General features: G+C 52.5%; 12 protein-coding genes. 8 read left to right on the top strand and 4 right to left on the bottom strand.

All coding sequences use genetic code 11. The features are described from left to right. The first annotated feature begins 28 nt into the window (after nucleotides 1-28). Genes Q7T66_RS13785 through Q7T66_RS13795 form a run of 3 tightly spaced genes read left to right on the top strand, consistent with a single transcriptional unit; the run spans nucleotide 29 to nucleotide 2,374 of the window. Complete coding sequence (locus tag Q7T66_RS13785) at nucleotides 29-814, top strand: biotin--[acetyl-CoA-carboxylase] ligase (RefSeq protein WP_304933899.1); 786 nt, start codon at nucleotides 29-31, stop codon at nucleotides 812-814. A gap of 34 nt (nucleotides 815-848) precedes the next feature. After that, nucleotides 849-1,628, top strand: a complete 780-nt coding sequence (locus Q7T66_RS13790) for a type III pantothenate kinase (RefSeq protein WP_304933900.1) — start codon at nucleotides 849-851, stop codon at nucleotides 1,626-1,628. Beyond that, entirely contained in the window at nucleotides 1,622-2,374 is a 753-nt protein-coding gene (locus Q7T66_RS13795) for an SPOR domain-containing protein (RefSeq protein ID WP_304933901.1), read from the top strand. Before Q7T66_RS13790 ends, Q7T66_RS13795 begins: the two co-directional genes overlap by 7 nt. 38 nt (nucleotides 2,375-2,412) lie before the next feature. Here Q7T66_RS13795 and Q7T66_RS13800 read toward each other — a convergent pair whose 3' ends face one another. Further along, a complete protein-coding gene (locus tag Q7T66_RS13800; RefSeq protein WP_304933902.1) occupies nucleotides 2,413-2,637 on the bottom strand; it encodes a cysteine-rich CWC family protein in 225 nt (74 codons plus the stop codon). A gap of 212 nt (nucleotides 2,638-2,849) precedes the next feature. On the opposite strand from Q7T66_RS13800, the gene argB reads away from it, so the two are divergent. Continuing rightward, nucleotides 2,850-3,752, top strand: coding sequence for an acetylglutamate kinase (gene argB, locus Q7T66_RS13805; protein WP_304933903.1), 903 nt, complete (start codon nucleotides 2,850-2,852; stop codon nucleotides 3,750-3,752). A gap of 455 nt (nucleotides 3,753-4,207) precedes the next feature. Beyond that, nucleotides 4,208-5,806, top strand: a complete 1,599-nt coding sequence (locus Q7T66_RS13810; RefSeq protein ID WP_304933904.1) for a methyl-accepting chemotaxis protein — start codon at nucleotides 4,208-4,210, stop codon at nucleotides 5,804-5,806. 111 nt (nucleotides 5,807-5,917) lie between these two features. On the opposite strand, the gene Q7T66_RS13815 is transcribed toward Q7T66_RS13810, so the two are convergent. After that, a complete protein-coding gene (locus Q7T66_RS13815; protein ID WP_304933905.1) occupies nucleotides 5,918-6,880 on the bottom strand; it encodes a TraB/GumN family protein in 963 nt (320 codons plus the stop codon). Between the two features lie 40 nt (nucleotides 6,881-6,920). Here Q7T66_RS13815 and Q7T66_RS13820 point away from each other — a divergent pair, with 40 nt between their 5' ends. The 3 genes from Q7T66_RS13820 (at nucleotide 6,921) to pabB (ending at nucleotide 10,215) form a co-directional block, all read left to right on the top strand. Beyond that, a complete protein-coding gene (locus Q7T66_RS13820; RefSeq protein WP_304933906.1) occupies nucleotides 6,921-7,646 on the top strand; it encodes a pyrimidine 5'-nucleotidase in 726 nt (241 codons plus the stop codon). 28 nt (nucleotides 7,647-7,674) lie between these two features. Continuing rightward, the gene (slmA, locus tag Q7T66_RS13825) at nucleotides 7,675-8,250 is read left to right on the top strand and encodes a nucleoid occlusion factor SlmA (protein ID WP_304933907.1); all 576 of its coding nucleotides are present in this window, start codon (nucleotides 7,675-7,677) and stop codon (nucleotides 8,248-8,250) included. 102 nt (nucleotides 8,251-8,352) lie between these two features. Next, nucleotides 8,353-10,215, top strand: a complete 1,863-nt coding sequence (gene pabB / locus Q7T66_RS13830; protein ID WP_304933908.1) for an aminodeoxychorismate synthase component I — start codon at nucleotides 8,353-8,355, stop codon at nucleotides 10,213-10,215. A 25-nt stretch (nucleotides 10,216-10,240) separates the two neighbouring features. On the opposite strand, the gene Q7T66_RS13835 is transcribed toward pabB, so the two are convergent. After that, nucleotides 10,241-11,524: a cell wall metabolism sensor histidine kinase WalK gene (locus Q7T66_RS13835; protein WP_304933909.1), complete on the bottom strand. Its 1,284-nt coding sequence runs from the start codon at nucleotides 11,522-11,524 to the stop codon at nucleotides 10,241-10,243. Beyond that, the gene (locus Q7T66_RS13840) at nucleotides 11,517-12,239 is read right to left on the bottom strand and encodes a response regulator (RefSeq protein ID WP_304933910.1); all 723 of its coding nucleotides are present in this window, start codon (nucleotides 12,237-12,239) and stop codon (nucleotides 11,517-11,519) included. Before Q7T66_RS13840 ends, Q7T66_RS13835 begins: the two co-directional genes overlap by 8 nt. Nucleotides 12,240-12,428: the final 189 nt, after the last annotated feature.

The raw sequence follows: 12,428 nt of genomic DNA, 5'->3' as shown, positions 1-12,428 counted from the left end.
GGCGTAGCCATCCCGCTACAATGCGCACATGACATTGACCGCCACAGTAAAAACCCTTGCTTCATTGTGTGAATCAAGCGCACAGAATATTGCCATCCATATCGTCGCCGAAACTGGGTCGACCAATGCCGATTTGCTGTCTGAAGTGGGGCGGCTCACTGGTCCGACCTTGTTGTGGGCCGAGTCGCAAACGGCGGGTAAAGGCCGCGCTGGCCGCAACTGGCATTCGTCGGCTGGCGCCACGCTGACATTTTCTCTGGCGTGGAAATTTGACTTGCCGGCTCAAGCGCTGGCGGGCTTATCGCTTGCGGTTGGTGTCGTCGTGGCAGAAGCGCTGACATCGTTCGGCGTCGCTGCCAGCTTGAAATGGCCTAATGATGTATTAAAAGACGGCGACAAGTTGGCCGGCATCTTGATTGAAACCGCAGTGGATAAAGACGATCGCTCAGCGATCTGGACCATCATAGGCATAGGCATCAATCTTGCGCAGGCTGAGCAATTAAGCGAGCAACTAGGTCGTGCTGTAGCCGATGCGCCCGAGTTGCTGGCGCAACGTGAACCAGTCATGGCTGCCTTGCTGAATCGTTTTAGCGTCGCCTTGCCGGCATTCGAGCAACATGGATTTTCTGCTTTTGCAGCCGCGTGGAATGCGCTGGACGCCTATGGCGGACTTGATGTGAATATTCTGGATCAAGGAAAAATTCTGCATAGCGGTACAGCGGCCGGCGTTGATGATGCGGGTCGCTTATTGCTGGATACAGCAGATGGCCGTATTGCGATTGTCGCTGGCGATGTGTCCTTGCGAACTGCATAAGAATACACAGAGAAATACACGGAGAAACAAGACGATGTTGTTATTGGTCGACGCAGGCAATACGCGTATCAAATGGGCGGTGGTCGATAGATCGATCGCGCAGACGCCGGGCATCTGGCATGCATCAGGCAACGTGGCGCGCGCCGATGCAGCGCAACTGGTGCAGGCGTGGAGTGCTTTTAAAATCGGTCGTATTCTTTTGTCAAACGTGGCCGGCGCCGGGATGCGCGACGAACTTGAAAAAGCGGTATCGCATTCGGCCGGCATGAAGCCAGTCGCGATGGAATGGTTTGAGTCTGCTGCTTTGTTAGGCGGTGTGCGCAATCAATATTTGAATCCGAACCAGCTCGGCAGCGATCGTTTTGCCGCAGTCATCGGTGCGCATGCCTTGTTCCCGAATAAAAATTTGCTGGTCGCGACTTGCGGTACGGCGACCACCATCGATGCCGTGAATGCAGACGGCACTTTTGTCGGCGGCATGATTTTGCCCGGATTGGGTTTGATGGCATCGTCACTCGCAAAAAATACTGCGCAGCTGCCGGAAGTTGCCTTGCACGCGGATGCCTCGCAACCATTTGCCGATCATACGGATGCGGCGATCGTCAGCGGTTGTTTGGCGGCGCAGGCCGGCGCGATAGAACGTGCATTTGCGGCGCACTCAAACGCGCATCCTGACGACGAGGTTTGCTGTATTCTGGCTGGCGGCGCGGCGGATTTGATTGCGCCGCAGCTGTCGATTGCTTATCAGCGCGTCGATAATCTGGTGTTGATCGGTTTGCATACTGTGGCTACTCAAACTTTACCTACATGCTAAAAATTCTGTTCGGCTTACTGTTATTGCTCAACGGCGGCTTGTTCGCTTATCAACAAGGTTATCTCGACACCTTGTCGCCATCGAACCGTGAACCGTCGCGTTTGGCGCAGCAATTGAATGCTGACAAACTCAAATTGATTTCAACGACGACTGCCGCAACTACCAACGATAAAGCTGGTGCTAAATCCGAAACCAAATCGGAAGTGAAAGAGGCTGCTGTTGTAGCGCCTGCTGAGCCGGAAAAAAATCTGGCCCGCGCAGACAAGATGTCGAATGGGCTGGCATGCGCCGAGGTCGGCAATTTCGATACAGCAGAAGCTAAGAAATTCGAAGCGCAACTGGCCGCACTGTCACTTGGTGACAGACTGACGCGCCGTGCCATTCCTGAGAATGTACGACACATGGTCTACATCCCGTCTTTGGGAAGCAAAGACGCTGCCGATAAAAAGGCCGGCGAACTGAAGCGACTAGGCGTGGAAGACTTCTTCGTCATTCAAGACAATTCGCCTTTGCAATGGGGAATTTCGCTGGGGATCTTCAAATCCGAGGAAGCCGCACGTAATCAACTCGCCGCCTTGAATCAAAAAGGCGTGCGTAGTGCGCGCGTGGGTGCGCACACGCCAAGCGCGACCAAAGTTGCGTTTCAACTGCGTGGGCTGGATGTAGCTGCGAAGAACAGCGTGACTAAAATCAAGGAAGCTTTCCCCAAGCAAGAGCTGCGTGAATGCAGCGCTGCTGCTGGCTAAACTCTCGCGAGGCCTTACAGAAATATCGCGAACATGAGTCAGCTAGTTTGCGATAGCTTGTCTTCAAGACGCTGTTGCGCACGTGATGCGCGCAAGACGGCTAAACACTTTTCGCACATGCAGTTTTTTGCCTGACCGTTTGCATCCAATACCAATTCAGATTTGCTTGCCGTCGGCAAGGCGGTGCACCAGCACCGTTGCGCTGATATCGTATCGACCATGCCGCATGAAAACGTAGCGCCGCATTGTGAGCAATGGCTCATAGGTTTATCCGATCATGCATCAAAGTAGGGCGTAAAGCGGGATGCTGGCTTGTGAACTGGGGCAGATGGCAGGCGCGCATGGCGCAAGATTTTTGTCGCATTTTGTCAAACGTGCAATATGTGTGCGGAAATTTTGTGGGAATTCAGACAAGAGCCGGGAAAACATTCGGCATTCACTGTAAAATCGCGGTCATCTATTTTCAGGACTTGCCATGACTGACACGAATGCCGATCTTACTGTAGTTTCGCCGCAAATACAGGCGCAAATTCTGGCCGAGGCGCTGCCGTATATCCGCAAATTTCACGGCAAAACCATCGTCGTCAAATACGGCGGCAATGCGATGACCGAAGAGCGTCTGAAGCACAGCTTCGCTCGCGATGTGATTTTGTTGAAACTGGTCGGCATGAACCCGGTTGTGGTTCACGGCGGCGGTCCGCAAATTGACAACGCGCTGAAGAAAATCGGCAAGCAAGGCACCTTCATCCAGGGCATGCGCATCACCGATGAAGAAACCATGGAAGTTGTCGAATGGGTTTTGGGCGGCGAAGTGCAGCAAGATATCGTCATGCTGATCAATCATTACGGCGGCCAGGCTGTTGGCTTGACCGGCAAAGATGGCGGCCTGATTCGTGCGCACAAAATGAAAATGCCAGATCGTGAAAACCCAGGTCAGTTCCTCGACATCGGTTTTGTCGGCGAGATCGAAGCGATCAATCCTGCGGTCGTAAAAGCATTGCAGGACGATGCCTTCATCCCGATCATTTCGCCTATCGGTTTTGGTGATGACGGCCAGGCTTACAACATCAATGCCGACGTCGTCGCTGGCAAAATCGCGGAAATCCTGAAAGCTGAAAAGCTGATCATGATGACCAATATCGCTGGCGTACAAGACAAGCAAGGCAATCTGCTGACCGATTTATCCGCGCGTGAAATCGACGAAATGTTCGACGACGGCACGATCTCTGGCGGCATGTTGCCGAAGATTTCTTCCGCGCTGGATGCGGCGAAATCCGGCGTCAACACCGTGCATATCATTGACGGTCGTATCGAACATTCCTTGCTGCTGGAAGTGCTGACCGAGCAAGCATTCGGTACGATGATACGTTCGCACTAAACAGAATTTCGCTTTAGCGATTCACTCGCAAAAAAGGCCTGCTGACTTCACTGTTAGCAGGCCTTTTTGTTTGCTTGCAGATTTCCTGCTTGAGCTATTCACGTCTTCATTTTTACCTGTATGTAGTAGTGAATTTCCATGTGGAAATTATTCATTCGAGAAAATGCATCAAGCGAGTGCGGCTAAGGGAAAGTGTTGTCCCGCCTGATTTTTTCGCAACATTCTCAAATGAAATGTTGATCATTCGAACCATAAACATGGGATATTAATGTTGCATTCTGTCAGCAATACTTCAATACCTGTCGTTGAATGGAGCGTTCGCACAGCAAAGGATTTCAATTCCTTTTGAGAGCATTCTAAGTGAATATTTAAGGGACGGAGGGTGGCGATTCGATCGACTTGATTGAGTGAGCTGCCGAAGCTGTAAAACAATAATTAAAATTTTGGAGATTCCTATGTCCAGCCTGCAAACACGCAGTTCAATGACGATCGCCAAAAAGCTCGGGCTGCTCATCGCCAGCGCGATTCTCGGCATTATTATTCTCACCGCCTTATCCCTGATCTCTGAACGAAAACTCATTCTTGAAGAGCGCAAAAGTAATGTGCGCCAGGTAGTAGAAGCGGCGCACGGCATACTCGCTTATTACCAGCAGTTGGCCAGCAAAGGGACGCTGACCGAGACTGACGCCAAACAACAAGCGATGCAAACCATCAAGGGTTTGCGTTACAGCGGCAACGAATATTTCTGGATCAATGACATGCAACCGCGCATGTTGATGCATCCGATCAATGCAGCGCTGGACGGCAAGGATCTGACGGAAAATAAAGATCCGACTGGCAAACATCTATTCGTGGAATTCGTCAAAATCGTCAAGGCAGAAGGCGCTGGTTTCGTGCCGTATATGTGGGCCAAGCCGGGCAATTCCGAGCCGGTGCCGAAAGTGTCTTACGTCAAAGGTTTTGAACCTTGGGGCTGGATCATCGGTTCCGGTGTCTATATGGATACCGTGGAAGCCACGATCATGCAGCGCCTGATTTACTTCGGGATAGGCGCGGCGATTCTGGCCATAATCTTGTTTGTCATCGGCATGGTGATTACCCGCGGTTTGCTCAAACAACTTGGTGGTGAGCCAGGCTACGCGGCAGCGATCGCAGGCGATATCGCGAACGGCGATTTGACGGTAGACGTCAAGACACGTCCAGGTGATAGCACCAGTCTGTTATTCGCGATGAAGAGCATGCGCGACAGTCTTGCGAAAGTAGTCGGTGAAGTGCGGGTCGGTACCGATACCATCGCCACTGCTTCGGTCCAGATCGCAGCCGGCAATCTGGATCTGTCATCGCGTACCGAACAGCAAGCAAGCTCGCTGGAAGAAACCGCATCGTCGATGGAAGAACTGACTTCCACCGTCAAACAAAATGCAGACAATGCTCAACAAGCTAATCAACTCGCGGCGCAGGCTTCCGCAGTTGCGGTCAAAGGCGGCGAAGTTGTTGCGCGCGTGGTCGATACGATGGGATCCATCACTGATTCCTCGAAGAAGATTGTCGACATCATCAGCGTGATCGACAGCATCGCGTTCCAGACCAATATTCTGGCTTTGAATGCGGCGGTCGAAGCTGCACGTGCTGGTGAGCAAGGCCGTGGTTTTGCCGTCGTCGCAACCGAAGTAAGAAATCTGGCGCAACGCTCCGCCTCCGCCGCCAAAGAAATCAAGAGCTTGATCGGCGACTCGGTAGACAAGGTTGATTCAGGTAGTCACCTGGTCGCGGAAGCGGGCGTCACGATGAACGAAATCGTCAGCAGCGTGAAACGCGTGACCGACATCATGGCTGAAATCACTGCGGCGAGCAGAGAGCAAAGCGCAGGCATCGAGCAGGTTAATCAGGCGATCGCGCAGATGGATCAAGTGACGCAGCAAAATGCTGCATTGGTAGAAGAAGCCGCCGCAGCAGCCGAAGCGATGCAGGATCAGGCGCGTAAATTGAATGACGTGGTTGGTGTTTTCAAACTGTCGGGTACTAACCAGCAGGCGGCTTTGCAACTGCGTTGAGCAAGATGGTAGTGGCGATTGCTTTGCGTTTTTGATCACTCACAAGAGCGCAAGTACGTAGAGCAAACACGGGGTCGACAAGTTATTTCTCGACCCCGTGTGCATTTGGATTCAATACAACTTCTCAACCTTGTAGCCTTGTTTTTGCAATAAGGCCGGTACGCCTTTATCACCGATCAAATGCAGGGCGCCTACTGCGACAAAACTTTTCTTGTCTGTTTTCAGTAGTGTCCCTATCTTGTCCGCCATGTTTGGATTGCGTTCATCCAGTAGCACGTGCTGCAAGAATTTGGCGGACGTAGATTCTTCGTTTTGCAACTCCAACAATGCCGCTTCCAAAGCTGGATTATCTGCATGCTGCCATGCGGTGATCAGGGCTAATCCCTTTTTGATGGCGCTACCGTCGGCCAGTTGAGCGAGTGTTTCCAATAGATATTCTTCTTGCTGCTTATCAGTCAAACCATTGAAAAGAGAGAGTTGGTAATCTGCAGTTTCAAGCTGCGCTACGGTTTTCTTTTCATTCTTTGCGATCGTCAGAAAATACAGTTCTATGCCTTGTTCAGCCGGGTAACCTGCGCGCGCCATGGCTTGCACGATCAACAGATTGGTGACTAGCCACGGCTTCATGCGGACTATGCTTTCAAATGGAATGCTCGCGCTTTGCAGTGCTTGTTTCAATTTTTCCAGACTGGCCGCTGAAATATGCTGATCTATGGTTTGGCCGTCTGGATAAATGCTATGTCTGGCGGCGGCTTGTTGCAGCGCTGTCGTATCGCGGATATCGACTTCAAGCACCAGCTTGTCGGCGGCCGACAAGGCGCGTGTCACTTGCGGTTCGAGTGGGTAGAATGCAGCTTGCCCGACGTGAATGGTGCCGAACAGATAGCTGGTGTTGCCCTTATGGCTGACCCGATATAAAACGCCGCGCTGTGGCGCTGTCGATTTCTGCGAGTGTACGGCTGGCGTTTTGAGTGCGGTGTTTTTTGCATTAGCGTCAGCGCTAGCATCCGCATGCGCCTGCGACAAGAAGCAACTGAATAGTAGGCTAAGGACAAGAACAAAATGACGATGCATGTAACTCCTTTTTCTGTATTGATAATGCGCTGCCTGCATCATGCGTAAGCTGACCTGGCTGTTCGATCTGGACAATACGCTGCACGATGCGTCGCATGCGATTTTTCCCGCGATCCATCTGAATATGAATGTCTTTATCGAGCGGGTGCTGCACAAGTCCGGCTTGCCCTCTGATGAAGCCGCCGTCAATGCCGCGCGCGTCATGTACTGGCAGCGTTACGGCGCCACCTTGCTCGGTATGGTAAATCATCATCAGGTGCGGCCTGAAGATTTCTTGCGTGAGGCGCATCGGTTTGATGATCTGGCGACGATGATTCGTGCCGAGCGTGGTCTGGGAAAATTATTGCGTAGACTTCCAGGTCAAAAAATTTTACTGACCAATGCACCCCGCCGCTATTCGGCTGACGTCTTGCGACATCTTGGCTTGCATAGGCATTTCGCCAAACACATTCCGATAGAAGCGATGCGCGTACATGGCCGCTTGCATCCCAAACCATCGAAACAGATGCTGCGAAAGCTGCTGGCGCGCCAGCGCATTTCAGCTCGTGATTGCATACTGGTCGAAGACACAGTCGCGCATTTAAAAGGCGCGAAGGAACTCGGCATGCACACGGTCTGGGTGACGCAATATCTGGCCAGCGATTCGATAAAAGGAGCGGCAGACGACAAGCACGCAACAGTCGCCTACACAAAACGCCCTATTTATGTCGATGTCAAAGTAAAATCCGTTGGGCAACTATTCAGGAAGTTGCACCGACTGCGCTAGTCCGATTGCTTACCTACTTATAAAAAATATGGCAACCACCAAACCAGGCGAACGCAAGCTGCAAATACTTCAGACATTGGCGACGATGTTGGAGCAGCCCAAGGGAGAAAAAATTACGACCGCAGCTTTGGCTGCGCGCGTCGAAGTTTCGGAGGCGGCCTTGTATCGACATTTCGCCAGCAAGGCGCAAATGTTCGAGGGCTTGATCGAGTTCATCGAATCGACGGTGTTTGGCTTGATCAACAAAATTACCGAACAGCAGGAAAATGGTTTGTCGCAAGTGCAAGCAACCGTACTGATGCTGCTTAACTTTGCTGAACGTAATCCTGGCATGACGCGCGTGATGATAGGCGACGCATTGGTGAATGAAGATGAACGTCTGCAAGCACGCATGAATCAATTCATTGAGCGCATAGAGCTGGCGATCAAACAATCTTTGCGTGTCGCTGCCAGCCAGGGGCAGGCCAACGAAGCAGAAGTCGCCGCGCGCGCCAACTTGATTACAAGTGCAGTGCTTGGTCATTGGCAGCGTTATGCCAAAACCGGCTTCAAACAAAATCCATCCGTCTATGCCTCCGCGCAGATCGCGATGTTGCTGGCTTAATAGCTGGTTCGTCATCGTTTTTTAAATCGTATGCTGACGTCGGCAAGGTCAGGTCGCTTGGTCGTACAATAGCGCCTTGCCCAGCATCGCTTTTCCTGACTTATGTCCCTGTTCGTTCCCGCTGATTCCTCTTCCAACTGCTTCGCTCTGCTTGATGATAATGATGCAAGCGCGGTAGATGCGCGCTCGCGACTTTATTCCTCGCATGTTGGCACTCTAGTCTGCGAGAGAGCGGATCAGCTGCCAGCCATGTTGCAGCAAATGCAGCAGGCTTTGCTGCAAGGACAGTTCGCGGTCAGTTTGTTTGCCTATGAACTCGGTGCTGCCATGCATGGCATCGCGCCGCATGAAACAGCATCAGATGCGACGGCTGTGCCTTTGGCAGAAGTACTGCTGTTTCAGCGCTGTGAAAAACTCTCCGCCGAACAGGTCAGCGCATGGCTAGCCCAACACGCATCTTCCTCACCAGCGGGAATCGCCAACGTACATCCTGATATATCTGAAGCAGCATTCGATAGCGCGCTGGCACGTATCCACGATTACATCGCCGCCGGCGATACCTATCAGGTCAATTACACCTATCGCTTGCGCTTCGATGCCTACGGCTCTGTGCATACGCTGTATCGCCGTTTGCGTGAACGTCAGCCGGTGCCGTATGGTGCGTTGATAGGATTGCCGGATGGTCGCGCGGTGCTGTCCTTATCGCCGGAATTGTTTGTACGACACGATGATGGTTTGTTGACTGTGCGGCCTATGAAGGGCACGGCTGCAGCCAGCGGTAACCCGCAGCAAGATGATGTATCGGCGCATGCCTTGGCCGCCGACCCAAAAAATCGTGCAGAGAATTTGATGATTGTGGATTTGCTGCGGAATGATTTAGGACGGATTGCTGAAGTGGGTACTGTCGTCGTCGATAAGTTGTTCGATGTGCAGCGTTATAGCAGCGTGTTGCAAATGACTTCGACTGTGCATGCGCGATTGCGTGACGATATTGCACTGCCCGAGATCTTCGATGCTTTGTATCCTTGCGGCTCGATTACCGGTGCGCCCAAACATAGAACGATGCAAATCATTCGCGAGCTGGAAGCCAACCCACGCGGCATTTATACCGGCGCGATAGGCTGGTTCGATCCGCCGCAGTCCACGCAAACGGTTGGTAATTTTTGCCTGTCGGTTCCTATCCGTACCTTGCAGTTGCAAGCGCAAGACGAATTGCAAATTCGTCGCGGCGAAATGGGCGTAGGTGCTGGCATCGTGCATGACAGCGTTGCAAAAGCTGAATATGAAGAATGCCGCATCAAGGCAGGTTTTTTGATCGATATGCCGGCTGAATTTGAATTATTTGAAACCATCTATGCAACCCGCGCTGATGGTTGCCGACATATTGATCGCCATTTGCAACGCTTGCGTGGTTCAGCAGAGTATTTTGGTTTCGCGTTTGATGATGTGAAAATACGCGACGCCTTACGCGATACCTGCTTACAATTTTCCGAGGCGACGCCATATCGCTTGCGACTTGCTTTGCAGGCTGATGGCGCATGCATCATTCAATCAGCGCCATTGTCAGCAATAACAAGTCCGGTAAAAGTTCTGCTGGCAGAAACGCCGACCGATGCTGGCGATATCTTTTTGCGACACAAGACTACGGTCCGTTCTGGCTACGACGCCGCATGGCGTGCCGCTGAGCAGCAGGGCGCTTTCGATCAATTATTCTGCAATCAAGATGGCCAATTGACGGAAGGTGGCCGCAGCACAGTGTTCATCAAACTCGATGGCCATTGGTACACGCCGCCTTTGAGTGTCGGTGTATTGCCTGGTGTGATGCGTGCCGTATTGCTGGAAGATGCGACCTTGAACGCAGAAGAAAAAATATTAACCCTGACCGATTTGCGCAGGGCAGAGGAAGTTGTGATCTGCAATGCCTTGCGTGGCGCATTACCTGCGACGATCGTTTGGAATAACTAAAAAACGATCGTCGCGGTTTTGACAATCAGGCGGGCAAGCTGACGTTGAAACAACTGCCAGGTTCGTTACGCACAACGCAGGTGACATCGCCGCCGTGCCTGCGCGCGATTTGTCGCACCAGACTTAAGCCCAGACCAACACCGCCTTCCCGCTCGCTGGCACCAGCTACGCGATAGAAGGGTTCAAAGATTTTTTCACGTTCTTTGTCCGGAACGCCAGGGCCGCCATCACATACCTGCAGCAAGATATTATTTCCATGCTTTGAAAGCGTCACGTCGATTGCTGTGCCATTGCCATAGCGCTTTGCGTTCTCCAACAGATTGCGCACCATGCGACGCAACAGCCGCGCATCGCCGGGTAGTTCAATCGCTTGTGCTTCGAGTTGCGCATCGAGGCGCGCGCATTCTTCAGCAACCAGCGCAGTGAGATCGATATTCTCAAACGCTTGTGCCGTATCTGCAGTCGCATCGAGTCGGCTGGCGAGCAAAATCTCATCAATCAGTTGATCGAGTTCGCCGATGTTGCGCTTCAGTTCGCCGCGTATTTCCGGCTGCGCTTCGTTGCCCATTAATTCGATGGCCATGCGTATGCGTGCCAATGGTGAGCGCAATTCGTGCGATGCATTCGCCAGCAAAGCTTTTTGCGCATCAACCAATGCTTCTATACGTGCGGCGGAACGATTGAAACTGGTCGCGAGTCGTCCGACCTCATCTTGTCCTTCTACTGCAATGCGTGTCGATAACTGACCCGCACCTAAGGCCTCAACACTGGTTTGCAGACGTTCCAGCCGGCGCGTCAAACGACGCACAATCGGATAAGAACCTATACCCATCGCCAGACCTATCAAGACCAGCGTGGTAAAAAAACTGAAGGGTGGTTTGCGTCGCCCCGGATGCTGACCGACCAGCCATCGATCATCCGGTAATTTGACCGCAAACACTGGCGGACCACCGCCCATCCAGCCGCTAGTGGTTTGTGCTTCATCGAGTGGCGGCAATTCACGACCAGCGGAAGCGATTTTTTCCCGCTTGGCTGAGTACAGCGTCAAGTCTGCGCGCATCCGTGATTGCCAGCGTTCGAGCGCTTGCTGCTGCTCTTCGTTGCTGGCTTCTGGCGGCGGCAAAATGTCGGATGCAATCGCGGCGAACGATTCCAGACTCGGGCCGATCTGTCGCGAATCTGCATTCATGCGCCACGCGGCAGCGAACAACAAACCAGCCACAGTGAGGCTGATCAGCATCGCCAGATAGATGCGCACATACAAGCGGTGCGACCAGCGGAAACGTGATCGTGTCGCTGCTTCAGACATCTTGTGCTTTCGCGAATACGTAGCCCGCGCCGCGTACGGTGATGATGCGCTTAGGCTGTTTAGGGTCGTCTTCAATCGCTGCGCGCAAGCGGCCTATGTGTACGTCGATTGATCGATCGAATGCTTCCAGCGGTTCGCCTTTGACGGCGTCCATCAATTGCTCGCGCGATAAAACACGTCCGGCTCTATCCGCCATCGCTGCCAATAAATTGAATTGATAAGCCGTCACAGGTTTGTCTTGATCGTCGAGACGAATCACACGCGCATCGAGATCGATTTCCAAACGGCCGAAACGCAGCACACGTTCGCCACCCGTTGTGGCGATGCCTTGCTGCCTGCGCAAAACGGCGCGCAATCGCGCCAGTAATTCGCGCGGTTCAAATGGTTTGGGTATGTAATCGTCGGCACCTAGTTCAAGCCCGACTACGCGGTCCATAGGATCGCCCTTGGCCGTCAGCATGACAATCGGCAGTGCGCCTGTCGGCTGCGGTTGTGCGCGTATCTGACGGCAGACGTCCAAGCCGTCTGCATCTGGCAGCATCAGGTCGAGCAGAACAATGGCAAACGGCTGCGTGGCATCGGCTTGCTGTAATTGATGCAAACCATCTTTTGCCGTAGCACTGTGTTGCACTTCGAACCCGTTTTGGTTCAGGTATGTGGCGACCATGCTGGCGAGGCGTTGGTCGTCTTCTATCATCAGTAGGCGTTGTGTCATTTTGTTAGTGTAATTCCATTTCGTAATCAAAACGAGAATCGTACTGTTTGCTTCCGCTTGTAAATGTGTTCGATGCGATTGCGGAATGAAAAATCTGATGCGTTACTTTGAAAACGTTATTACAAATTCGCTGCAAAATTTTGTACCGGCGTTCTAAAACGCCCGCGCCAGCATGACCGATTTCCGGTG

Source organism: Herminiimonas sp., from assembly GCF_030655415.1.
This window is presented reverse-complemented; position numbering and strand designations above follow the sequence as displayed.